Source organism: Paenisporosarcina sp. (assembly GCF_049671445.1).
Taxonomy (GTDB): domain Bacteria; phylum Bacillota; class Bacilli; order Bacillales_A; family Planococcaceae; genus Paenisporosarcina.
Genome location: NZ_JBATUX010000011.1, coordinates 1 through 23684 on the forward strand (window position 1 = coordinate 1; position 23684 = coordinate 23684).

At 39.0% G+C, this 23684-nt stretch carries 21 protein-coding genes and 1 pseudogene; 9 read left to right on the plus strand and 13 right to left on the minus strand.

The genetic code is table 11. The features are described 5' to 3' along the window. The 3 genes and pseudogenes from WBG45_RS00935 to WBG45_RS00945 form a co-directional block, all read left to right on the plus strand. A partial coding sequence (locus WBG45_RS00935; RefSeq protein ID WP_424411921.1) for a YheC/YheD family protein occupies positions 1 to 243 on the plus strand: 243 nt, incomplete at its 5' end. A 728-nt stretch (positions 244 to 971) separates the two neighbouring features. Beyond that, positions 972 to 1253: a hypothetical protein gene (locus tag WBG45_RS00940; protein ID WP_424411922.1), complete on the plus strand. Its 282-nt coding sequence runs from the start codon at positions 972 to 974 to the stop codon at positions 1251 to 1253. Between the two features lie 198 nt (positions 1254 to 1451). Continuing rightward, positions 1452 to 1876 (plus strand): annotated as a pseudogene (locus WBG45_RS00945) (universal stress protein). A 269-nt stretch (positions 1877 to 2145) separates the two neighbouring features. On the opposite strand, the gene WBG45_RS00950 reads toward WBG45_RS00945, so the two are convergent. Next, positions 2146 to 3051: a glycerophosphodiester phosphodiesterase family protein gene (locus tag WBG45_RS00950; RefSeq protein WP_424411923.1), complete on the minus strand. Its 906-nt coding sequence runs from the start codon at positions 3049 to 3051 to the stop codon at positions 2146 to 2148. A 451-nt stretch (positions 3052 to 3502) separates the two neighbouring features. Between WBG45_RS00950 and WBG45_RS00955 the strand changes: the two genes are divergently transcribed. The 3 genes from WBG45_RS00955 (at position 3503) to WBG45_RS00965 (ending at position 5011) form a co-directional block, all read left to right on the plus strand. Continuing rightward, the gene (locus WBG45_RS00955) at positions 3503 to 3661 is read left to right on the plus strand and encodes a hypothetical protein (protein ID WP_424411924.1); all 159 of its coding nucleotides are present in this window, start codon (positions 3503 to 3505) and stop codon (positions 3659 to 3661) included. Between the two features lie 142 nt (positions 3662 to 3803). Then, a complete protein-coding gene (locus WBG45_RS00960) occupies positions 3804 to 4217 on the plus strand; it encodes a hypothetical protein (RefSeq protein WP_424411925.1) in 414 nt (137 codons plus the stop codon). Positions 4218 to 4465: 248 nt separating this feature from the next. Then, entirely contained in the window at positions 4466 to 5011 is a 546-nt protein-coding gene (locus tag WBG45_RS00965; RefSeq protein WP_424411926.1) for a hypothetical protein, read from the plus strand. Between the two features lie 366 nt (positions 5012 to 5377). On the opposite strand, the gene WBG45_RS00970 is transcribed toward WBG45_RS00965, so the two are convergent. The 8 genes from WBG45_RS00970 to WBG45_RS01005 form a co-directional block, all read right to left on the minus strand. Beyond that, a complete protein-coding gene (locus WBG45_RS00970) occupies positions 5378 to 6091 on the minus strand; it encodes a hypothetical protein (protein WP_424411927.1) in 714 nt (237 codons plus the stop codon). 66 nt (positions 6092 to 6157) lie between these two features. Then, on the minus strand, positions 6158 to 9796 hold the full coding sequence (locus WBG45_RS00975) for a multicopper oxidase domain-containing protein (RefSeq protein WP_424411928.1): 3639 nt from the start codon (positions 9794 to 9796) through the stop codon (positions 6158 to 6160). Then, a complete protein-coding gene (locus tag WBG45_RS00980; protein ID WP_424411929.1) occupies positions 9793 to 9987 on the minus strand; it encodes a hypothetical protein in 195 nt (64 codons plus the stop codon). Before WBG45_RS00980 ends, WBG45_RS00975 begins: the two co-directional genes overlap by 4 nt. Positions 9988 to 10121: 134 nt before the next feature. After that, a complete protein-coding gene (locus WBG45_RS00985; RefSeq protein ID WP_424411930.1) occupies positions 10122 to 10412 on the minus strand; it encodes a hypothetical protein in 291 nt (96 codons plus the stop codon). Beyond that, positions 10393 to 11133, minus strand: a complete 741-nt coding sequence (locus WBG45_RS00990; protein ID WP_424411931.1) for a hypothetical protein — start codon at positions 11131 to 11133, stop codon at positions 10393 to 10395. The genes WBG45_RS00985 and WBG45_RS00990 overlap by 20 nt, the downstream gene beginning before the upstream one ends. A gap of 30 nt (positions 11134 to 11163) precedes the next feature. Then, positions 11164 to 11748 carry an SCO family protein gene (locus tag WBG45_RS00995; RefSeq protein WP_424411932.1) on the minus strand — a complete coding sequence of 195 codons (585 nt, stop codon included), beginning with the start codon at positions 11746 to 11748 and terminating at the stop codon, positions 11164 to 11166. Between the two features lie 34 nt (positions 11749 to 11782). Further along, positions 11783 to 12307: a hypothetical protein gene (locus WBG45_RS01000; RefSeq protein WP_424411933.1), complete on the minus strand. Its 525-nt coding sequence runs from the start codon at positions 12305 to 12307 to the stop codon at positions 11783 to 11785. Further along, on the minus strand, positions 12252 to 12665 hold the full coding sequence (locus WBG45_RS01005; protein ID WP_424411934.1) for a hypothetical protein: 414 nt from the start codon (positions 12663 to 12665) through the stop codon (positions 12252 to 12254). The genes WBG45_RS01000 and WBG45_RS01005 overlap by 56 nt, the downstream gene beginning before the upstream one ends. A gap of 301 nt (positions 12666 to 12966) precedes the next feature. Here WBG45_RS01005 and WBG45_RS01010 point away from each other — a divergent pair, with 301 nt between their 5' ends. Then, positions 12967 to 15006: a PKD domain-containing protein gene (locus tag WBG45_RS01010; RefSeq protein ID WP_424411935.1), complete on the plus strand. Its 2040-nt coding sequence runs from the start codon at positions 12967 to 12969 to the stop codon at positions 15004 to 15006. Positions 15007 to 15060: 54 nt separating this feature from the next. Next, entirely contained in the window at positions 15061 to 15729 is a 669-nt protein-coding gene (locus WBG45_RS01015; RefSeq protein ID WP_424411936.1) for a collagen-like protein, read from the plus strand. A gap of 268 nt (positions 15730 to 15997) precedes the next feature. Here WBG45_RS01015 and WBG45_RS01020 read toward each other — a convergent pair whose 3' ends face one another. The 4 genes from WBG45_RS01020 to WBG45_RS01035 all read right to left on the minus strand — a co-directional run bounded on the left by WBG45_RS01020 (position 15998) and on the right by WBG45_RS01035 (position 19227). Continuing rightward, a complete protein-coding gene (locus WBG45_RS01020; protein WP_424411937.1) occupies positions 15998 to 16573 on the minus strand; it encodes a DUF899 family protein in 576 nt (191 codons plus the stop codon). Positions 16574 to 16597: 24 nt separating this feature from the next. Then, complete coding sequence (locus WBG45_RS01025) at positions 16598 to 17050, minus strand: SRPBCC domain-containing protein (RefSeq protein WP_424411938.1); 453 nt, start codon at positions 17048 to 17050, stop codon at positions 16598 to 16600. A gap of 148 nt (positions 17051 to 17198) precedes the next feature. After that, on the minus strand, positions 17199 to 18386 hold the full coding sequence (locus WBG45_RS01030) for a YheC/YheD family protein (protein ID WP_424411939.1): 1188 nt from the start codon (positions 18384 to 18386) through the stop codon (positions 17199 to 17201). Between the two features lie 139 nt (positions 18387 to 18525). Then, positions 18526 to 19227, minus strand: coding sequence for an aspartate/glutamate racemase family protein (locus WBG45_RS01035; protein ID WP_424411941.1), 702 nt, complete (start codon positions 19225 to 19227; stop codon positions 18526 to 18528). Between the two features lie 584 nt (positions 19228 to 19811). Here WBG45_RS01035 and WBG45_RS01040 point away from each other — a divergent pair. Then, positions 19812 to 23642, plus strand: a complete 3831-nt coding sequence (locus WBG45_RS01040; RefSeq protein WP_424411940.1) for an AAA domain-containing protein — start codon at positions 19812 to 19814, stop codon at positions 23640 to 23642. The last annotated feature ends 42 nt before the right edge of the window (positions 23643 to 23684 follow it).

Here is a 23684-nt window from a genome sequence, read left to right on the forward strand (position 1 = left end):
GAGCAAAAAATTGTTAACGTTTGTATTGAAGCATGTCAGACGCTTGATCAACATGGTTGTTATGGGGATCTTGCAATTGATTTTATATTAAATAAGGATTCACATGTATGGATATTGGAAGTGAATAAAAGGTATGGGTATAAAAGTTTTCCTATTATAAAGGATTTAGAATTATATGGTAAAATAATACGTAACCCATTTCTTTACGCAAGTGCACTAAGTGGCTTTATTGTTGAAAAGTAAAGGATCTATTACTCCAAGATTCGGTTGGTTTTGGCAGGAATAACAGTAACTGCTGTTAACATAGAATAAGATATTGGATGTCCATAAATAATGATATCAAATGAAGAGGCGAGTCTTAATTTGTTCGTCCGTAAATGTATAGGAAAATCAAGAAACGGCTGAAATTGTAATCTCCAGCCGTTTTTTTATATGCAGCGTGTATCTATTCTTTCATTTAATAGAATGCAAAAAGCATCCCTGAAAAAATATAGGAGAATGATTGATTTACATAATTAGTTTGTAATCGAATGTCACGAGTTGAATAAATAGGAGAGGGTCACGTTGTGTATTGTGCCCGGATGAAGAATAAATGGGGAAAAACTGATGAGAGGGGAGAATGTACATGTTTGGTTTATTTAAAAAGTCTTGTGCGATTTGTAAGCGAAAAGTGAAGCCGTTGCGAAAATTTCGAAATGATCGAAATGACGTGATGCACGTTTGTGTACCGTGCAGCGAATATGCAGAGAGACGTGCCTATCGTAAAGTGACTTAAAGCCAGCCTCTTTAGACAATGATCTCTTTATACTATTTACATCAGCAAAATTTAAACGAATTTGGCAACAGTGTCTACCTATTCTGTATATGTTCAATCCACTTGAGTAAGTGAATTAATGTGTATATTCAATCTACTCTTTAAAGAAGGATTAAAATAGAAAATATAGAATTATAAGTGAAGAGGTGGGGTGAAAATGAAGATTTATTATAGATGGGGTGTCTTTGTTCTTCTTATAGCTGTTACTGTCTTGTTGATTAACAAAGGAATGGATTTAAGGTCACTTGGAACAAATGTTGATGGAACTGGAATTGGAGTACATTTTTTATTTCTTGAAATAAATGATCGGGTACCAGAGAAAAGTATCCCATCATATGCAAATGGTTTTTTTATTGTAAGTTTAATTACTGCAATAGCTGCACTAGTTCTTGCTGGGAAAAACTTATTAAGATTTAAAGGTACCAAGGCAGGAATTTAATTCTTTATCTCTGACTCGAGCATTTCTACTTCTCTAAGAGGTGGAAGTGCTCTTTTTGTATATTTCCTAATTGTGGTATTTTTTTGCTTGGAGCATACACATTAGAGGTTAGAATTACATTTATATGAATATTCAGAAAATAAGTATACCTAAAGTTAGCAATTTTATTTATAATGAAGACAGATAAGGAGTGATGAGATGAGTAATGTTATTGTTGTTCCGACAGATGGCTCTAATAGTTCAATTAAAGCACTTCAGTATGCCATTGATTTGGCAAAAAAACAGATGGGGAAATAATTTTATTAAATGTACAGCCTAACTTCGCTTCACCGAATGTGAAAAAATTCTTTAACAAAAAGGATGTAGAGGATTACACCCAGATGTTGGCTGCCGAAGCATTAGTGAAAGTAAAGGGAATCGTTGAAGAGGCAGGGGTACCGTATCAAGTAAAGGTACGTATAGGCTTACCGAAAGTTGAGATTTGTCAAGAAGCTAAGGAAGCAAATGCAGGTTTAATTGTAATGGGTTACCGTGGGTTGGGGGCAGTTGCTGGAGTCGTAATGGGTAGCGTGAGTTATGGCGTTCTTCACGATGCCCCGTGCCCGGTTACCATTGTTCGATAACATAAATTTGATTTCGAGTACAAATGGGACTAGCGGTTGCTTTTAAATAAAGTTACGATGTTTTAAAAAAGTTGTGTAAAGTAAGTATCGATTCTCTCTTCCGCCAACAAGGTACTTGAATCTTTAAGGTTGGAGAGGAGTGGTAAACGAAAAAACTACCATATTATTGCCTTTAGAAATAAGGAGACGAGCTGTGACTTTATCACAGCTCGTCTTTTTCGTTCGTTAGGTTGCACTACGGTTTGCAGTCCAAAGAGACTCGCAAATCTCTAAGGGTACAACTCAATTTCCGTACTGCTTTGGTCATTTCTCACCCGAAGTGCGACGTCAGGTCTGTCGGTGAAAATTCCGTTTACACCAAGATCCATGAGACTGCGCATCATATCTTCATCGTTGACGGTATAAGGGTGAACAAGCAAGTTTTCGCTGTGCATCTTATCGACGAATTTCCGATTCACTGCCTCCACATTTACACCGACCCCAGCAGCGTATGTAGTCACATCTTTAAGTTCTTTTTTGGAAAGATGAGCTTTTTTACTGAACTTATATAGTTGTATTAATGGGATGGATGGCTCCAACGCAAATACTTCTTTTAAGCTTTTGGCGCTAAAGGACTGGATAATTACTTTCGGAATGGGGTCATCTCTATTGAGCAAATGATGTTCGCTTAGTTGCCGTAAAAGCTCTTCTTCAATACCTGGATACACTTTAGGTGATTTCATTTCAATGTAGTAATTAACCCGATCCCCAAAGTAAGTAAGAATCTTCGATAAATCAACAATACGTAAATCAAGTGAATTCGGTAACGTATACGATAAATGATTTCTATCAAACTCTTTCCCAGGGGATAGAAGTTGAATTTCGTCAAACGTGACATCTGCTACAGCTTGCTGTGCGTTATGAAGCGTGACTACCGATTCATGTAACGCTACGAGTTTTCCATCTTTCGTCATTTGCAAATCAATTTCAATGTAATCCGCTCCCATTAAAACGGCCATTTCATAAGCGGCTAGAGTATGACCAGCTGCATAAGCTGACGCACCGCGATGGCCAATAATGAGAAAGTCATTTTCTGGTAATGGGGTAGGTGGGATGACTTGTGGTTTTGGTTGTGATGGTTGCGGTGTACATCCACAAATGAAAAGAAGGATGATGAACAACTTTATTTTTTTCATGTAATTCCTCCTGCAATGGAAAGCAAATTCATTGTTTAACAAATTATATGAAAGACAAGCTGATGATATTTCAGATACATACATAACATTCGAACACGATTGTTTTAGCATTAGGAAACGTCTGTTGTTGTGGTCCGTTTTAATATGTTTTGTCTCATTAGAAGACCAAGCAGGGTTCTTGAGACAGAGATGGTAAGTGGGTTTTGGTTTATCGCTCATTTTAGGAATTTATCGCTCAATCCGAGAATTTATCGCTCAAATATGGTTCATAAGCAAGTTAACTAGATGAGACATTCGCTCTATCAAAACCAAATCAATAAGCGAATGGAATCCTAACAGTGACTAAATACATATTTTTAAAAGTTAAGGTTTATAACGATTTTATCTGGGGTAAAATTCAGTAACAAGCGCAATACAAATAAAAAACAAACATATGAGGAGGAAGATTAACATGGATTATAAAAAAGGATTAGCAGCTAGTGGACTTGTTGGAGCATTACTATTCGGTGGTTTAGCAGGTTGCGGCGATGGCGTAGATCAAGATAATGGTGTAGAAGATGGCGAAGATGCAGACGAAGTAGATGAAGAAAACAAAAATGAAGAAGAGTAAGTAGAATGAGGGGGCAGATTGCTCCTTTTTTTCTTGCCTAAAAACAGGGTATTCGTTTAATTGACGATTTCTGTGACTAATTTCTCTCCCAAACGTCTATTATATAATGCACGGTTAATAAAGGAATAAAGGGAGTGAGAAGATGAAGAAATTGTTCATTGCAATTTTGATTTTCGGAGCGATTGGTTATGGTGTTTATTATTACGGAACTAATGTTGCTTCAGAGGAACTGGTAGATTCGGCTTCAACAGAACTTGAGGATAGTGGACAAATAAACGATGTGAAAGCCTATATAGAAAGTGATCCCGAGTTAATAAAGATGGTGAAAGAAGCGGAGTCAGCGGATGAAAGCACCTTGCCGTTCACCTCTAAAGGAGAAGCTACTCGTGTTCTAATTAAAAAGGTTGGCATGACTGAACTACGAGAGCTTCAATCGGATGTTCAAAATGGGACTGCATCTAAAGAAGAAGTATTACAGGTTCTTAGCGAGAAATTAACGAAAGAAGAAATGCTCGCGTTACAAGTCATTGCGTATAAGGAAATCTATAATAAATAGCAGTCAATCCATTACTAGTGGGTTGGCTATTTTTTATTGAAAACTATATTAAATATTGCAGTTGATACGCTAGCTTCGAAACATGAAAGGGGGTGCTATAGGAAATCAACCGGTTAATCTAACAGGGCACTATAGAAAATAGGACTACATAGATTGAAAACAAAACAATACTCTTTGACATAGGTTAATGACCATCTATTAAATAGAAAAATTCATATAGTAAAAAGAAAACGAAGGGAGGATGTTATATGGAAGAGAATGATTATGAAAATTGTAATTGCCAGGGTCAACAGGTAAATAACTACGACCTTAATTTTAACGATCGTTCCTACTCGCGCTGTTGCTGTTTTGACTATTGTTGTGGTTGTAAACACCATCGTTGTCGTGAAAATTTGTGCGATAATGATTTTCAAATTCGATTAGCTGGTTTACAAGGTGGGCTTAATTATCGCTTGCGTCAATTACTAGGCTGTAATTGTGAAATAGAATTAGATAACGGCACAAAAGTTATTGGGAAACTTGCATTCGTCGGTTCGAATTTTGTTGAAATGCTAGTTGAAGAAACATTGCCGGCTAGCGATGAGACTCATGAAGAAGTATTGGAACTTGAGATCTTTACAGATCAAAATCATCTGGGCGAAGAAGACGACTTAGAAGATATTGAACTTGAAGAAAATGATATAAGAGAACATGAAAAGGGACGTACATGGATTTTTTCCGTTGAAAAAATTGTGAATGTTGTTGTAGATAGCTCATGTCATGAAAATAAATGTAGTGAAAGGACATTCTTTTAACATGGAAGAGAATCTTGAACTTGATGGCTCAGTTTAACGACGATATTATGGTTAATCGTACATTTGAGCTTTCTTCACAGTCCACTTGAGCCAACAAATTTGAGGGTCATGAGGACGTTCTGACACGATGTCGGAATTTTAGCGTGCCTTTATAAGCAAATGCACTTCGTTTTGTTACTCAATATCAGCAGCTTTCTTTAACAAAGTTTTTTTATCTCTCAAATAAAAGTTGCTGTTGAAAGTAAGTATGGGAATCAGCGGCAAGGGAGCCAATTCCCTCTTTTTTATAAGTACTCAACTATAAGAGCCAATCTATAAAAAAGGTCAGCTCATGAAGTCCAACTTCAATGTGCTGACTTTTTACATTTATGCAGTCATCGTAATGAGTTTGATCATCGCTAGTGGGAAGATTGTACTTTCTTCCTCTACTTTCAAGGTAATTGTCTCTTTATTGACGTCGGTCAGTAGCCCTTCATGTGTTAAGGCATCAGTTTTTACGAGGATTCGTTTTTCTTTGAATAGTAGCAAATAAACACTTAAACGGATCCTGAAAAATAATTGAATTAATTCTGGTGAAGAAGACACAACTTCACCAAAGTGAAACGTTAAATCCCTTCGGAAGCAAGAATCTATCTTAGTCAATTCAGGATCGTGATAAGGTTCTGCATAGCGCCCAAATGGCTTAATCGAGTCAATTTCACTAAAGGGGAACATGATATTCATCTCTTCTTCTCGAAGAACGACAAAAACAAATCCTACTAATGTTATTTTTCCTTCGGTGGTTTCACCAAGTAGATTCGTGATTTCAACACGTATACCAACTAATCCATCAAACATCTTTTGATAGGTTTCATGCTGTGGTCGATTATCGTCTAATGCGAGATTGAGCAACAGTTCATTGGCATCTCTAATTTTTTCAACAACTTGTTCTAACATGTCTGGCGGCAGGCAATCCGCAGCGGAAGGATATGTGGGGGAAGGAAATTGGTCGGGGCAACAGCGATGGGGGATATGGAAATAATCGCTTTGTTGATGTGCCACCGAATGTGAAGAATGGTCAGTAGTATGCTCTTTTTTCATTTTTTCACCACCTTTCATATTTTGAGTAGAAAAAAGAGGAGAAAAACCTCTTCTCCTCAATCTTTCCTATTGTTCTAAAGGAGGTAAGTGATTCTTTAACTCATTATGAACCCTTATAATTCCCCACATCCCTTGCTCGACGTCCCACATCATATTCCCTGAGCGGTACATATAATCTCCAGGAAATCCGCTGTAAGCTCCTGCTCCACCAAGCAATTCCAAGTTCCGATTTGCTCCAGCAAGATTGAATCCAACGAATGATTCTGTACGCGAATTTAAATTACTCCCTTGAAACCGCCAGCGGTGACCATGAAGATGGAATGTATGAGAACGTCTTCTTTCAGCAGGGGTAATTAAACGAATCGTTACTGGTTCTCCGACATACGTTTCAAACAAAGGAGTGGCAGGGTCTCCAAAAACATTAGAATCAAAGAGTTCATGCATCACTGGGTGTTTTTGATAACGGTTTGTTAATCGTTCCGTTCGATAATTAAAGCCTCTGGACCCTTGATCATACGTATCAACTTCCTCTGCTTCTTCAACAAGAGGAGGGATAATTCCCGCAATCGGATCGATAATGACCTGACCTTCTTTATCCAGCAATCTGACTCCATCATGCATAATCAAAACACATTCTCTTATATTCGGTAACAACGGGTTACGTAACACAACGTTGGCTCCAGAACGAACTGGCAATAAACTATGTGGATCTAAATATTCAGTTCCTCTTGGTTCTGCAATAAAAGCTCCGAAGGCTCCCTGTGATTTGTGGTTACGAATATCGGCCATATCCCACATGCCACAAGCACCGACAGACGTATCGACAAACCAGCGGTACGTTCTCGTTTCTCCTGGTCCAACGGTTTGGTCTCCATTGAATCCGACTGTTTCACCCGCTGAGGTTTTAACATCATACTGAATCAATTGAGGGTGCAAAGAAATTCTTAGAGAAGGAGGGTAGAATGCCTGTTCCTTTACAATTGGATACGGGTAAATGCCATCTTTAAAAGGGAATAATTCGAATTTCAACAAGCTGGTTAATTTCACATCTACGGTGTCGCCTACATTTGCCCGAATAACTAAAGGTTCCAATTTTTTAGTGCCATTTACAATGGCCTCCATATCTTCAGCAAGCGCAAAAATAATGCCGTTTGGATCATGATCACCAAAATCGTTGTAGACTATGGGAAGTTGAAAAGCGACTATATCGAAATGGCGAACGGGTCCATCCGCCGGAACAAGAGTTGGATTTTCTGCTTGCGGCGGCTTTTTACCAGTACATTCAGGTAATGGTTTTGAACGCTTTAATGGACCGGGTCTGTCTGGTAAAGGAATTAAATCTGGAACTTTCTCATCATATGCTCGAATCAGACCCCAAAGGCCGTTCCATAAATCTTCTTCCGTTTCAAACGCCCACAAATAATCTCCAGACCGTGGAATATATGTTTCCATCGTAAACGACTCCGAAATGCCGATATGCTGTTGATCTTGAAGTTTTGAATTCAGACTGTGGCGTTCTCGATGCCACCTCAAACCATGAACATTTAAGCTGTGGGACTCTTCTTGAGCTCCCTGAAGGAGGCGAATGCGAATGGAATCCCCTTCATAGGCTCTCAAAATAGGGGTAACCGGATCGCCATTTGTGTAAGAGCTGAACGTATACGCTGGATCACAATCTTTTCCTAAACGGAATTGAAGATGTTCGTTTTTATAATTGACAGCGAATAAACCTGGGTCATCATTAGAACCTGGGAATTTCGGAGGGTTTAGTGGTTTTCCGTCTTTATTAAATAACAATGCAAAGTCCTGAGCAAATAACACAAAGTCTCGGTAATCTGGAATTAATGGGTTCAATGCCGTAATTTGCGTACCATGATCGACTTCTTCTCCTGTAGCGGAATCGACATAAGTTGTAAAACGAGGATGCACAACACCTGACCCGAATACACCGTGTTGCTGATGAGAAGCTGGATATAAGTGATCGTGGAAGAACCATGCTTTTAACTCGACATCTGCGTAATAGGAATACTGGATAGTTTCACCAGGTAATATGGAAGAATCATAATTCCATCCAACATTCGCACCATCATTGACAAGGACATCGAACTTAACAAAATGTATATGAAAGCCATTTTCGTACGTTCTTGTAACGAGCTGGAAGGCATCGCCATCAAGTAAATGAGGCACTCTGTTCGTGTAATTTATTTGAAAGCTAGTATGTGCAGGTGCATGGATAACGAGAGGCTCGGGTTCTTTTTTTCCTGAACAAACATCTTCTATATCTTCATCGAGTACATAGATACGCCCTTTTGGATCATGCCAACCTTGTTTGTTGTAGGTTATGGGCAGCTCAATTAATGAAATGTTGAATTCTTTTACAGGTGTGTCTACTGGGCAAGGATCCGTAAACACTGCGCCAGGTCTTGGGTTGGCAATTGCCGCATGACGCTCTAGTTCAGTCAATCCTCTGCCTCCTTTTATGCCAAGAGGTGGACGAGGGGCTTTATAACCCACTTTACCTGGAATGAAATTAGGAAACCCTGGTTTTAGTTTTGTAGGCTTAGGTGGAGCTTTCGTGTCAGGCAGAGGTTGCAGTGGTTTTATCGGGACACCGTTAGGATAGCACTGACTGCCATCTTGGAGCGTATTGAAAACTCGGTTCATTCCCCACATGCCAGCCGCGAAATGAGGATAAAGATGACAGTGAACAACCGCATCTCCAAAAGATCCTTGCAAACTTCCTAAGCCATAAAGCGGTTCAACCGTGTAATGGCTCTGTGGACTAATCGATTGTGAATCGACAACTTCAGAGTTGAGGTCTTGGTGATCGCTCAACCATTGATGGACATGATAATGAAAGACATGTGTTTCTTTTACGCCACCATGAATCAGTCTAATTTTCGCGGAATCTCCCACATATCCACGCAGAATAGGTGCAGAAGGATCACCGAATACCCATGAATCATGGTGGACTTCTTCACCTTCGCAGTTTGGACAAACGACCCCTTCATCAATGAGCTGTTGACGTCTATTCAGTGGTTCGTAGCGATAGTTAACTCCGTGAAATGATTCCTCTTCCTGGTTTGTTAAATGATTGATGGGACGATTTCCTGTTAGATCGTTCACTTCCATTTCATCATGAAAAATCCAGGCATACTCTCGAAATGAAGGTAACAGAGGATGATGAACATCTGCATAAACTCCGCTGTTCATCGGCTTTCCTGTTTCAGGATCTGTCCACCATGAAAACCGTTTCTCTACAAACAAAGAACCAATGAGACCGTTGATATTAGAAGCTTCATCTCCACTTGATGGATTGCCTAAGTCCGAAAAGATATACGTGCCTTCATTAACGGCATGTATTCGATACAAAATCGTATCACCTGGAGCCACCGTACTATCTTTATTGAAACCAACGTTTGCACCATCTGATTGGCAAACATCGTATTCAGCTTCCTGAAAATGCATGCTCGTGTGAAAGTGTATTTTATTTTCAAATAGAATCTCTATTATTTCTCCTTCAGTCGCTCTGATGACGAGAGGTCGTACGAGCTCGACGGGAGAGAAAGGATTTTTTTTCACTAAATCTTTTACTTTCTGTTCATTTTCTTTCAATACGTACATCATGCCATTTGGGTTGTGGTCACCAAATGTATTCACAACTATTCGAATTGGTATGGCTACAACATGGTACTTTCTAATCATGTTGACGCTTCTTCTTGCGAATTATTTTTTAAATGTGGAATTTTTGCACCGATACCTGTTTCTACATAGAACAAATCAATCGAATCGATATGCACATTCCATGCTTTTCCTTCTAAAGCAGGTACGGATGTTGTTTCAACATCCAAAACAAGCATATCCCCATGTACATCTTTGATTTTACCAATAAACATAAAGGGAAAAGATTCCGTTAGAATAAACACTCTTCGCCCGATATTTCTGCGAAAGTAAGTGACGAGAGCTTCCTCTCTCATTGTGTTTATTGATTTGGATTCACTCTGATTGGTCATTCTTGCATCACTCCTTATTAGGCTAATGGGAATACTGCGTCACTAGGTATTTCAGTTGAGTAAGATACGAGTTGCTCAAATGGAATACTTAGCGGAAAAGGGAAATTATAAAATGGTGCATTAATCATTTTGATAATGACAGGTGACAAGGTCACATGTCCTTCATGCACTTCGGAGATCGTTCCAGTAAAAATGGGCCTGAAAACTTGCCCCAATAAATTAAGTTGAACTGGTTTTGTGATGACCAGTATTTCTTCTCCCAAGAGCTTCTTAAATACCAAAAATAAATCATTTTCTGTGTGATCCACTTTGAAAGTCTCCTGTCATTAAAATTTTAAGTTTTTTGTAAAGAACTTTCGAAATCTGTCTCCATAAAGCAAAAAAACCAATTGTAGAAATATAGTGAATGTCGTGTAGTGGGATACTTTTTGTTGTTTTGAACAGTTGAAGTGATAGTTCTTTTGTCGTCGTTTTGTCTAGTTTTCCAAGAACTATTTTTTCAGCTGTTTTCACTTCAACCCACAAGCCGCGCCAAGAAAGCAGATTGGTTTGTAAAGATTCCTCAAAAAACTGCCGAATGAGAGCTTCCTTTTTCACTACTGTTTCGCCAAATTGAAGGACGAGCTTTTGCTGCAAATGATTATCATATATAAAATGCTGATGGGTGTTGGAGTAAGTAGGAAATCCAAAGGGGATTGTTGCAGAGTCTATAAATTTGTAGGGAATCCAAATGCGTTTTTGTACATCCGTTACCATGACGAAATCTCTTCCAATGGTTGCGACTTTTCCTTCAGTTATTTTACTGCCCTCATTTTCGATTGCAGAAGTTATCACAACTTGTTGATTTCGTTTCATTTTAAAAAACTGTTTTAACGTAAGGGACTTGCGTCGTGTTTCGTCTTGGCTTGTAATTTTAAATAGATTTTTTTGGCTGATGTATTCTGTAAGTATTCTGGTTTCTTCCGAGGAAACTGCACTTGTTGGAGAAGAAAATGATGCAGCTGCAGCTTCCTCGTATTTATCATGCATAATGAACCTCCTCCGCAACCTTGATTCATTTTACTCCTCGATTAACTGGATTAAATGGTTTACTACTTCCTCAATATTTACTCGTTTTTCGCCAATTGCCATATCGTGAAGGGCTCTTATTTGATTCTTGGAATCCACCACATACATGGAGGTGGAGTGAGTAAAAAACCCATTTTGATTTTGCTTATAGGTGAAATTGAAATCTTGAGTAAATTGTTTCGTTTCTATTTCAGTTCCTCGTAGAAATAAAAAGTTGGCACTCGAAATACCAAACGCATCCTTATATTGGTTGATTTTCTCTTTCGTATCGTGGAGCGGATCTAATGTAACTGCCACTATTACATATTGATTTTCAGATATGCCTTTTTCTTTCAATAACTGCTGCACATCTTTTAAGTCCATCATTGTAGTCGGACAAATATCTGGGCAGTTTGTATAGAAGAAGGCAATGATTTTTGGTTTATTGCGAATAGACGTCTCATTTCCACTCACTTCAGTGAGCGGCCATTCGTCAACGGCACCGATTTTAGGCAAATTAATTGTAGTGGGCCAAAGAAGTTGGAAAACCAAAAATCCAATAGCTACTAACACAAGCGTAATAAATGCTTTCGACATAATCACCGCCTTAAGCCTCTTAGATTAGAGGATTTTACACCTTAAACGAATAGCGGATAAATTGACTGACAAGTGCATGAGAACAAGCCGTGAAAATAGCTAAACTCACGATATTTGATTCAATCATTGCCGCAGAGTCGATTGGAATGTTGCACAAAGCTGGATTTCGAAGCACAGCACCGAACATCATGCCCATGATGCTGCCCATGATGCCATTGTAAATTCCGGTTAGCAAAGCGGGTGATTGGATGAATCCACCGAATAGTAAACCAATACATATCCCTACTATGATAGGAACTAGATAAAAACCAGATTGATTCACAGGAAGCAGTAATTTGAGATAAACTGCGAGGGCAAAAGAAGAAATCATGGTGATAGCCATACACATAGTTGTTGTAAATCGGTCATCAAATAATCGGTGTTTCTTTTTGAAAAGCCAGTAAACAGAACTTAAATCAATTAGATTCCATATGAATAAAAAGATGATAAGTAGCATGGTTACGTCACGACCGTTTAATGGAATGAAAAATAGTGAGTAAGCTAAAAACAAAAAAGCCATGAAGGAAAATGATGAACATAGATGGCATTTCTATAACTGTTCCGATCATCGGTGACATTAACCCAATGATGATACCGTTTGTTAAACCCGTTACAAACGTCTGGTAATCGAATAACAATCCAAAAAATGCCCCAACTGTTAACCCTGCTACTGTCGAAATCATGGTTATGAACGTGAAATGAAAAGGAAACTGTATGATGAGTAATACACCGGATAGTAAAGCGGCCATTCCTCCCATCACAATGCTAATATTCATCCCTAATTGAAAGCCAATTCGTTTCTTGATTTTAAGCAAATATCCATAAAAACAAAGGACAATCCATACATCTACATACAATAAGATTGCACTAGTAGTCATAGCCCCACCTCTACATACAATATGTGGGAAAAGAGAGGGGCGAAACTTGTCCATGGGATAACGAAAAGAGTCTAAACGATTATTTCAAACACTGTCTCCTTCAATGTATGTGTGCCTATCTTTTTTCAATTCATATTCATATACTGCTATCAGGTTAACAATAAACTGGGAAATTAAAGGGTTTTTTGACAACTAAACTATACTACGAATCTAAACTAAGTTAGATAGAGTTTACCAAAAAAAGTTAACTAAGCTTAAGAGAACCATTTTAAAGCGAATAAGTAAAAAAAGGAGGTATTACATGAAAGTCGGACCAATTAATGCGTTTGATGGATTTCCTGTCTGGTACAAAGATGAAAATGGGATGCGTTTACAATTAAACGTTGACCCAAATGATCCATTCTCTGGTATCACATCTGCTGATTTACCTGATCCATCACAATCTGTTTCTTTCCCAACGAACTATCCTGGGGAAGCTTTTTATATGCAGGTAGAAGCTGAAATGACCACCGGTACGGGTGAAAGAGCTAGACTCGTGTTGGCTTTAGAAGCAGCTTTTGTAAATGAAGTTCCCGCTGCAGGTGATCAAATTGTCTTTGGGAGAGTTCGAATTCGAATTTTTGGATTACAACCGAATGTAGAGTATACAGTGTCACATCCATATGGAATCGACACGTTTTTTGCTGAGCCAGATGGAGACGGGGCAGGTGAAATTAATTTTACAGAAGATATCGGAGGATTAAACGGGGGAGAATTTGACCTTGCAATAAATAGTCGAGTACATCCTTTCCTACAATGGGATCCCACTGTGGAACCATTTGCCCCATCAGGATATCTAGGCAACCCCGCAGTGTCACATCCAATTGTAGGAAGTTTATTTATTGATGCTTTTGGGGAGCCTCAGAACTTTTTCAGAATTGAAGGACCAGGAATCGGAATTGGATCTCCAGATCGTTCCACTACTCCAGGACTTGACCCGGATAACTGTATTGAAACAAGAAACTTTACCGTATTAGGTAAAATTTCAACGATTGCAGGAGTAGAGGTGACAAGAGTTACCTATACACAAAGCGTAAGTTCAAATGGTTTGTTAGATGTATTTGCTACGTCAGACGATACAGCTCAAACGATTAATGCGACAGGAACAGGAATCGATTCTACGTTACTCGAAGGGACAGAGGGACAATATTTTGCCCGTGTCCGTTATACAGGTGCACGCCCACCTAGTGCAATTAACGTTTCAAATGTAAGCGATAATCCAAATAGTATAAAAGAAGTCGTACCAGTCGACTTTATATCAGCCACTGCCAACTACAACACGGACACTCAAGAACTTACGATTGTCGCATCGTCTAGCGATTCGCTTGGTGCACCCGTTTTATCAATCTCAGACTTTGGTTTAGGTGACATCGTCATTCCTGTGACAGGGATAAGTACAACGAACCTCACGTTTGCACCATCCCAAGTAACGATTACGTCAGCTGCAGGAGGGGAAAGAACGATTCCTGTAACAGTGACAGGAAATCCTAACGGTCCAATTCCTGCCACAGCCAATGCTGGTGTTGATCAATCCGTCCTCATCAATTCACCAGTTTCACTGAATGGTACTAATTCAACTGGTGCAATCACATCATTTAGTTGGCTCCAACTTGCGGGTACTCCGGTTACTTTAGTAGAAGCTAATACCGCAACCCCTTCATTTGGATCCCCAAGTGCGCCTTCTAGTCTTTCATTTGAATTAACAGTTGACGGTGAAGGGGGACCATCTACTGATACGGTAAATGTTGAAGTAATAGCGTCCGCACCGATACCAATCGCAAATGCTGGGGCGAATCAAATCGTTCAACAAGGAACAACTGTCAAGCTAACAGGCAGTGCTATTGGCGATGTTACTAGCTTTCAATGGGCACAAACTGCTGGAGTGCCTGTCCAATTAACCACTGCCAATACGGAAAGCGCAACGTTTATCTTTCCTACACAGCCGGCAACGCTCACCTTTCAATTAACAGTTCAAGGACCAGGGGGCACTTCTTCAGATTCCGTACAAATTTCTTCAATTCCAGAAAACTTAACGATTACACGTGCAGAATTCCGAACTGGCGATGCGGAATGGAGAATTAGCGGAACATCAGATGTGAGTGGCGCTGGAGTCACCATTTCCATCTTTAATGGTGGCACTCTAGCAGATCCACTTCTTGCACAAGTGCCAGTCGATGCACTTGGAGAATGGGCGTATCGCGTCGAAGGCTCTACTACGCTGCCTGGTGTAACACGAGCTATCTCCATTCAATCCAGCTCGAGTGGAACACTTATTAATGTACCTATTAATCTTCGCGGATAAGAAAAAAATGGAATTAGAGAAAGCATCTAGCTTTATGGTAAAGGAGATGAAGGTGTGGATTATTGTCCAAAATGCAACCAAAAACAATGTAAATGTGAGCGGGGTCCAAGAGGGCCAAGAGGATACCAAGGACCCCAAGGAGCAAGAGGTGAACAAGGACCTACTGGACCAAGAGGAATCCAAGGCGTTCAAGGACCCAGAGGAAAACAAGGACCCGCTGGACGAACAGGACTAACAGGTGAAACAGGACCCCAAGGATTAAGGGGGGAGCAGGGACCCATTGGATTAAGAGGTGAACCTGGAGTTGCAGGTCCACAAGGTGAACAAGGATTACCAGGAGCTTTCATTTCAGCTTATGGATTTGCCTACTCACAATCGGAAAATTCAGCGTCAGGTGATGTGAAATTCACCATCGCTGGTCCTTGCCAGGATATTGAATTAATGCGAGAAGGATTAAAGGTTTTAAAAGCGGGAGTCTATCAGATAAGCTACAAAGTGGTAATGGAATCAACAGCTCTCACTTGCATTCCATCGACATTTCAATTGAAAATCAATGATGCGATCAAGATTGGATCATCATTAACGCAATCCACAACTGCCACCACTCTTACTTCCACGGTATTGAGTTCCTTACTTGAAGGTGACGTTGTAACACTAATTGGCGAATTACAAGAACGTTTTAGTTACAAGCTAGCAACATTACAAATCATTCAAGTTGGATAATGATAGATTTGTTGATACGAGGCTGCATGAGCTGAAGACCAGCAGAAAACGAGTAGTGCAAAAATAATTTTGCACTACTCGTTTTCCCGTCAAGGAGGCTGAGACCATGCCGCGGAAGCATCCGTCTTTTGCTGCATCGCTCTGCCAGCTTTGAAACATGGAAGTGTGTTGGAGCAGAAATCAAACTCTACTAAATATAAAAAAGGGACTGCCCATCGTCATAGTTTACGACTTTTAGGACAGCCCCGTTCTCTTTGTATAAGAAATTTTACTTATTTCGTCCACTGACGGCATTCGGATTGAAACCTTTTGATCCAGACGGCAACAAATCAAAAAAGTGCCATGGGGAACTATAATCATCACCGGGTCCAAAGAAATCGCTTGCGACCAAGTAAATGTCATCCTCTGTCGTTTTTCTAAATACAGAAACACCAGGATAAATCTGCCCCTCTATTACAAAGCCTAAATCTTGTTTAAAGGTGTTATTCATCGTCGATATCATCGGAAATTGCCAATCTCGTTCTTCTGCGAAAGCCATTTGAACATCTGGTGAATCAGGTGAAGCCAGCACGAATGGAGCTTTATGAGCGAGATATTGGTAAACCCCATTAAATCCATCTGCCCACATTGTGCAATACGAACAGGATTTACCCATGTTTTGAATAACGATCAGTTCTTCTTTGTTTCCAAACAATTCAAGAAGCGAGACTGAATTTCCATCTTCTTTTACAAATTCATAATTGTTAACGGATACGTGTGGCTTTGATTTTTTAAGTTCTTTTAACCGCGTCTTTTTTTCAGCAATCTCTTTTTCAAGTTGTGCGATTTCGAATTTAATATTCATTTATAAAAACTCCTTTCTCTCACGCTAGATAGTTACCTTCATTATTTCCCCGGTTTCAAGATAACTCTTTAAATTGCTTAATATGAAAGGCCACCCATTATTGCATCCTCTGAAGGTATTGGGTTCATCCACATAATCCGTATCCGTTAATTTTTCATGAATCAACGTGAGTTTTACAATGCCTCCACTCAATTCGTGTAAATGGAAGGTGACGACAGTCGGCTCTGTTCGTTTGGTTTCATCAAACACACTTTCCCATGTGTAGGACATTTTTTGATGTGGTTCATAGCTCAAAATTTCTCCGAATTCCGTCACTTCACCTCGAGAATATTCTACTCGCGAGCCCACTTGCCATTCTGATTGAATGGCAGTTCCAAAAAAGTATTGCTCCGTATGTTTTGTGTTTGTCAAAGCATCCCAAACTTTCTCTGCTGTAGACGAAATATAGGTTACATATTGATAAGTAGATGATTTCATAAAGAACCTCCATTAATTTGCGATTATTTGTTTATAGTTCTATTTAAAAAGAAGAAATCCTTTATTTTTACATCCAAATCACATTGAGAAAAAGTTTAGTTGTAATCAAAAAAAGCTTTTGGCTTTAGCCAAAAGCACGATAAGAGTTTCAGAATCCAGATAATGTTTTTGCGTAGAGAAATGGGGCAGGAAGGATAATTGGAAGAACAAGTTGTTCAGCCTCGGAGCGTATTAGCTTTTTTTCTGCTGCAAAATTCAGTTGAGCTTCAAGAAGCCAAATTTTTAATTCTTCATCTATTATGAGATCTATAGCTGTTTCGCCAACTTTATAGCCGGATTTTTCAATTTCGGTTATAGCCTTTTTAGATAACTCGAAGATGATTGTTTTTAACTGCTCAATCTCATCAGAATTTAGTTGGAAATATTGTTGCAGTGCTTTTTCACCAGGCATCATATTCTCTCTATTTATAAAATTGGAAATGATGCTACCTTCTTTAGCGATTTTGGATTCCATACCAGATAAAAACCATTTATTATTTTGATCTTTGTGTAAATAAACTCTGAAATCTATTTTTTTCCCTGCTATTATACTGAATATTTCCTGTTGAATTAAATAAGACCCTTTAAGCTTTCTTTTCAGGACTCTATTTAATTGTTTTTTATTTTTAATATGGATTGAATTGAATGAACCATCCGTTAATAGATAACCTTCTTCACTCTCTTTTAAGTGGAAAATGCCTTTGCCTTGAGATTTATTATAGGGCTTTAAATAAACCGAGTTACAGCCTTCTACCATATGCAGCACGCTTTTACTATTTGTGTATTTCAAAGTCTTAGGTATATAAGCCTTTAAATCAGCGTGGTTTCTCAGTAGTGTCCAGAATTTTAGTTTATTAATGGTATTGGGATAATTGAAAATAGTATTAAAGAGCTTAGCCGTTTTTTTGGATAATGAAATTCTATTGTATACAACGTCTGGAAATGGGAAGAGACCTTCAATGAATTCTTTATTTTTTGGATTAAAGTAATAACCTTCAATAGTGTTACTTATTCTATTGATATTTTCAGGTCTAAACAAAAAAATAAGACCTCTAATTTTTTCATACTTCGCAAAACGCATGAGCATTTGTTGTGGATCTTTATAGAACTTTTCTTGAGGAATAAAACCTATAACTGGCCCCAAATATAGATTGTTTTCTTGAAAGTAACAATCATAAGGCAGGTCAGGAATAATAATAGAGCCGAATGCATTCTGAGGAATTAATAATTGATAGTCAGGTAATTGATTATCAATTATTAATAAGAGTTCTTTTGAAATCTGACCAAAATGCAACACGATTCTGTTGGATTTGGAATTGATTGCTTTTAGGGTGAAGTGATTTATATGAAGAAAATTCGGATTTGATTGATTTGTTATCTTGACTAAAAACAGTATAGACATCTCCTTTTAATTTTTTGTAAACATTCGATAGGCATTAGAGACTTTTCGATACAGCAAATTGTGCCAACATGAGAGTTGGATCTAGTTTGTTGATTTTTTCATTTAGATAGGGAAATAAAAGAGGTAATTCACTGCAGCCACCTAAAATGTGCATGATACCTTTATTTGCATAGTCATCTATTATTTTATTCAAGTCCTTGAGATACGGGTTGGTCTTAATTAATCCGGCTTTTACACTGCTAATAGCTTGATTCACCACTAGTTGCTCTGTAAGGCTAGGAATTAGTAAAGTAACAGCAGTTTGTTGAAATGCGTGTTGATATAACCGTGTATTAATAGTGGTGTGAGTGGCAAGGAGTAGAACCCGAGGGTTTTTTTCTTTCATTTGGATTAATGTTTGGTCGACCGTATTAGTAATCATGCTATAAAAGGGGATATAGATGGAGTTGCTAATTTCTTGATACCAAATATGTGCAGTATTACATGGCATGATAATAAAGTCCGCTCCTGCTTTTTGAAGCATTTGAGCACCTTTAATAAGCTCTGGTAAAGGAGTTTCGCTCCCTGGGTTTAAAGCATTAATGCGAGGAGGGATTTTGGGATTGTTATTAATAATAATATGAAGATGATCTTGATCCGAAATCGCTGGTGTGTTGGAAATAATTTTATTAAATAAATCAACTGTGGCTGATGGTCCCATTCCTCCGAGAATTCCTATTATTTTAGACAGATTAATATCCCTCCTTTTTGATGTGTCCTGCTCTACTAATCTCTAATTCCCTTATAGTCTATTCAGGATAAAATAATAAATATAGACGTATTACATAGACGGTAAACTAGAAAACTGTAACAGCACCAATTAGTAGTAATTAGAATACGGCCAATTGCCTATATTTTAGGTTGATTCTATTAAATACTTTCATGAGATTGCATCAAAATTACCTAGAGAAAATCGTTTAGTTGTAAATTTGTCTTGTTTAGTTGTAAAAATGGAGCATTTAATTGTAATTTTGATCATTTTAGTTGTAAAAATCATGACTTTAGTTGTAAAAGTAAAATAATAGAAACTATAACGTAGGGTGTCACCAACAGAAATGGCTTTTGGCGATAGCCAAAAGCAGCAAGTAGGCTTCTAAACGATATAGATAGTATCATGCGGCTGAAATTGCATCTTCAGCCGCGTTTCTTTGTGTTCGTAGGTGGCGATGGTTTATTTCCCAAAACTGACAAAAAGGTTTGTGGCTGAGCGGTCGATTTGAGAGGGACAATCCTTTACAATAGGAAGATATGGTTTTGGACGGGTTAGGAGTGTGTAAGGCAGTGAGTGTGGTGAAAAGTACGGAAGTGACGCGGTGTAATTTGGCCGTGAGTAGCCGATTTAGGAAAAGTAAACCGAAAATGGCAGATGAATTGACGAGTTTGTTGAATGTATCTCCTATTGTTGATGTACACATGGAGCGTCTGACAGATGGCCAGGCGAATCAACGACGAGTGTCTTTATATATAGATTCAGAAGTGGTGGCTGGTACCCCAGTAATGGAGTGCGAATGGATTGGAAATGGGCTAGAAGTCGCTCATTTTTATGTGACGAAGAAGCGGTTGCAGTTAGGAAATAATCGACATTTGCAGTTAAAGATGTCGTTTGATCGTAAGGGTTTAGTGTCAACGGAAATGACACTCGCTCTTTATAGAATCATTCAGTCTCTGCCGATAGCTTCCGATCGATCAGAGTACATTAAGAAGCGGATTTTGGGTTGGGAATCTTATTTGCGTGTGATGGAACGAAATGCAGATGTAGACAGACTTGAAATTGGGATTCGAAATGCTCGGACAAGTCCGGACTTTCGCAAAGTAACGTTTGAGCTACAGAAGCTGCCGAACGGTTTTGATAAGTATTACAAAAAATCAGCGGTGAAATTGGTCGAGACGAATCAAAGCCTTGGGAACGTTGTACAAGTTCAAATGGGTAAACGAACAATCGATGTGGAACTCACCAAGGACCTTCAAGAAAAAGCCAGAGAAGGGAAATGGAGAGTTCCGGTTAACGGCAAGCTCGCTTTTGATAATGTAGCCGAAATGGCGCAAATCAACCGTCTTAAAGATGGCTTCAAACGTCTTGAAAACGGCTGGGCTGTGAATCCGAACTTAGAGAAACTCCTTTTTGAAAAACGTCCAACGGTGCGTAAAGGGAAAGTACCAGAAGATTTAGCGTTCAAGCAAAATCTTAATGATTTTCAGCGACAGGCTGTAGAAGGTGCGATTGCTGCACAAGATTTGTACGTTATTCAAGGCCCTCCAGGGACAGGGAAGACCACGGTGATTTCTGAAATTTGTTATCAGCATGCGAAGATGGGGTTAAAAACGCTTGTTGCGTCACAATCCAATTTGGCGGTAGATAATGCCCTTGGTAAATTGATGACGGATCAAGACATTCGTATTTTACGAATCGGTCGTAGCGAGAGCATTGAAGAAGAGGGGCAGCGATTTGTTGAAGAAAAAGTCGCTCTTTACTGGAAACAGCAGACGCTTTCGTCCATTCAAACACATGTAAGTCAGTTTGAAAAAGAGGGACTGGAACTACTTGCTTCTATTAAAGAAACAGAAACAACGGTAGAACAATTGAAGTCTGAAATAGCGGATTTGGAATCGAAGAAAATCGAAAAGAAACTAGCGAAAGAAAAGCTAAACAAGCTTCAGCTCGATTTGACGACTAGTCAGTCTCACGTTCAAGAATTGAATCGTAAAAAAGGCCAAATCGATTTTCATTTGGACATGAGCAAGGATTTATTAGAGGACGCACAAAGTCGCTATGAGAGATTACAAGGCCAAGTAACTTTGTATTCAGGTTCCGGGGAGTTTTCAAAGCTCCAAACTCGACTTCAAGAAGAAATTCGAGCACTTCAGCAGCAATTGACATATGTACAAACGGAAACATCTCTTCGCCAAAGAAGAAACGATCGCCAGCAAAAAGCGGATAACCTAAAGAATTTATCTGCAAAGACATTGATGATGCAAAATATAACTAAGCAAGTTCCAGATGTTAAAAAACTCACCGATCTTCAAGTGTTAATTGGCAATGAACCATGGACTCGGGCTTCAGACATCCGCTCAATTATTCATCACATGGACCGTTTGCGTATGAACTATCAAGCTTCTAGCCAAGCGGGTGGCAATCCTTCCGAAGTAGACGTTACCTTGAATAAAGCTATTGTCTATGCTGAGCAGCAGCTGATTACGCATCAATATAATATGAAGATGTTGGCAAAGAAAATCTCGATGCTACCTACTTTACAAGGAACTAAGCTTGAAGCTCCTTATATCAATAAAGTGGTGGATGCTTTTCGGGATTATGCCAAAAAAATGAACGGATTCCGTGAGCCATTAAATCAAGCCGACCGACAAAAACTGTCTGCTATTTATGAACATATGATGGTCTTGAAAGTTTCTAGATCAAAGAATTTAAAAAACCCAAGCACACAAGGACAAGGCAATGAGCAAATAAAGAACGAAATTAAAACGACATTTGAAAAATTGAAAGACGTCGTTTTACAAGCGTTAGTGAAATATAAACAGGAGCTCGAGTCCGAGATGGCTGTATTGAACCCACAACTTAAGGAACTTGACGATATAATTGCTTCTTTTGAAAAGACTCTTTCCGAAATGTCTGCCAATAAGGATGCGCTCGCGCCAACGGAGGAAGTGGAAAAGGTTCTAGCAGAAAAGAAGCTTGAACTTGAACATTTGGGAACAGAAGAAAGCTATGTAGAAGGTTTGGTCGAAGCAACTTCTGTGCAACAAGCAGTAGTGCAAAAACGAACGCAAGAAATGACTCAATTCCACACTACGATTGATGAAATCGAGCAGAAGATTGCTGATGAACAGATGAAACAAACGGTTTTCGCAAATGAAGTGACTGAATGTGAAGCTATCGTTCTAATTGACGTAGAAGCTTTATTTTCCAAAGTTAAATTGATGCATGAACAGACTTCTTTACAACTAAATGAGTTAAAGAGAAAAGAAACCTTCCTGAATGTGTCGAACGACATTCGGTTGGAATGGCAAGAAATGCTTGGTGAATCAACCGCTTACGATTTAGATGAAATCAAGAAGTTGTATATCCAATATGCGAATGTCATTGGTGTTACATGTTCGATATCTGCGAGTAAAGATTTCGTAAACCAATATCCCGATTTTGATGTGGTCATTATTGATGAAGTGTCTAAAGCGACGCCACCGGAATTACTACTGCCAATGTTAAAAGGGAAGAAAATCATTTTAGTGGGCGACCATCATCAATTACCTCCTTTAGTTGGGCAAGACACGATGGATGAATTATTGGAGGATATGAAAGACCCTACCGAAAAAGCCGAATTGAAAGCGATCTTAAAGGAATCAATTTTTGAACGTTTGTTTAAGGATTTGCCTGATGACAGCAAAACGACGCTTCGTATTCAATATCGAATGCATGAGCACATCATGGAAACGATCAATCCTTTCTACCGTGAAAAAAACTACGGACTTGAGTGCGGTCTAGCCAATTCAAACAAAGACAGAGATCACTTGCTTGATGGCAAGATGTTCAAACGTGGTCAGCATATTGTGTGGTACGACATGCCGAATGAACGAGGTTTCTTAGAGGAGCGCGAACAACATAGCCGAAGCTTCTTCAATGCAGCGGAGCTGAAGAAAACTCGTGAATTGTTGCTCGATTTGAACCAGGCTACGGCAATCGCGAAACAACAAGGTCGTTTGGATTCGCATGTGAAGAAAAAAGTTGGCATCATCAGTTTTTACGGGGAACAAGTGAAGAAAGTGAATCGCTTGCTCAGTCAAGAACTGGACCTTCCACATTTACATTGCAGGACAGGTACTGTCGATAAATTCCAGGGGATGGAGATGGACGTAATTATCCTAAGCTTCGTACGTAATCATCTTCAGCCTGACGGAAATATTGGTTTCTTGAAAGATTACCGACGATTGAACGTAGCTCTTTCTAGGGCGCGTGAACTTCTAATGATTGTCGGAAGTGTGGATATGTTTACACAAAAAGCACATGGCGAAGCACAAAAAGCTATGTTCCAACACGTTTTAAATGTAGTCAAGGAACACGAAGGACTAAAAGAATTGGAAACAAGCGTAAGTAGGAGGTAATGGTTTGAGCAAGACTGTGCAAATTGAGAAAGAAATGTCTAG

What these genes read in the sequence shown, in the direction of transcription:
- WBG45_RS00995 (WP_424411932.1), bottom strand. Translation starts at nt 11,748, where the DNA reads ATGTCGAAAGCATTTATTACGCTTGTGTTAGTAGCTATTGGATTTTTG.
- WBG45_RS01010 (WP_424411935.1), top strand. Translation starts at nt 12,967, where the DNA reads ATGAAAGTCGGACCAATTAATGCGTTTGATGGATTTCCTGTCTGGTAC.
- WBG45_RS01020 (WP_424411937.1), bottom strand. Translation starts at nt 16,573, where the DNA reads ATGAATATTAAATTCGAAATCGCACAACTTGAAAAAGAGATTGCTGAA.
- WBG45_RS00950 (WP_424411923.1), bottom strand. Translation starts at nt 3,051, where the DNA reads ATGAAAAAAATAAAGTTGTTCATCATCCTTCTTTTCATTTGTGGATGT.
- WBG45_RS01005 (WP_424411934.1), bottom strand. Translation starts at nt 12,665, where the DNA reads ATGACTACTAGTGCAATCTTATTGTATGTAGATGTATGGATTGTCCTT.
- WBG45_RS00975 (WP_424411928.1), bottom strand. Translation starts at nt 9,796, where the DNA reads ATGATTAGAAAGTACCATGTTGTAGCCATACCAATTCGAATAGTTGTG.
- WBG45_RS00990 (WP_424411931.1), bottom strand. Translation starts at nt 11,133, where the DNA reads ATGCATGATAAATACGAGGAAGCTGCAGCTGCATCATTTTCTTCTCCA.
- WBG45_RS01025 (WP_424411938.1), bottom strand. Translation starts at nt 17,050, where the DNA reads ATGAAATCATCTACTTATCAATATGTAACCTATATTTCGTCTACAGCA.
- WBG45_RS00960 (WP_424411925.1), top strand. Translation starts at nt 3,804, where the DNA reads ATGAAGAAATTGTTCATTGCAATTTTGATTTTCGGAGCGATTGGTTAT.
- WBG45_RS01000 (WP_424411933.1), bottom strand. Translation starts at nt 12,307, where the DNA reads ATGGCTTTTTTGTTTTTAGCTTACTCACTATTTTTCATTCCATTAAAC.
- WBG45_RS00980 (WP_424411929.1), bottom strand. Translation starts at nt 9,987, where the DNA reads ATGTTTATTGGTAAAATCAAAGATGTACATGGGGATATGCTTGTTTTG.
- WBG45_RS00970 (WP_424411927.1), bottom strand. Translation starts at nt 6,091, where the DNA reads ATGAAAAAAGAGCATACTACTGACCATTCTTCACATTCGGTGGCACAT.
- WBG45_RS00940 (WP_424411922.1), top strand. Translation starts at nt 972, where the DNA reads ATGAAGATTTATTATAGATGGGGTGTCTTTGTTCTTCTTATAGCTGTT.
- WBG45_RS00955 (WP_424411924.1), top strand. Translation starts at nt 3,503, where the DNA reads ATGGATTATAAAAAAGGATTAGCAGCTAGTGGACTTGTTGGAGCATTA.
- WBG45_RS00965 (WP_424411926.1), top strand. Translation starts at nt 4,466, where the DNA reads ATGGAAGAGAATGATTATGAAAATTGTAATTGCCAGGGTCAACAGGTA.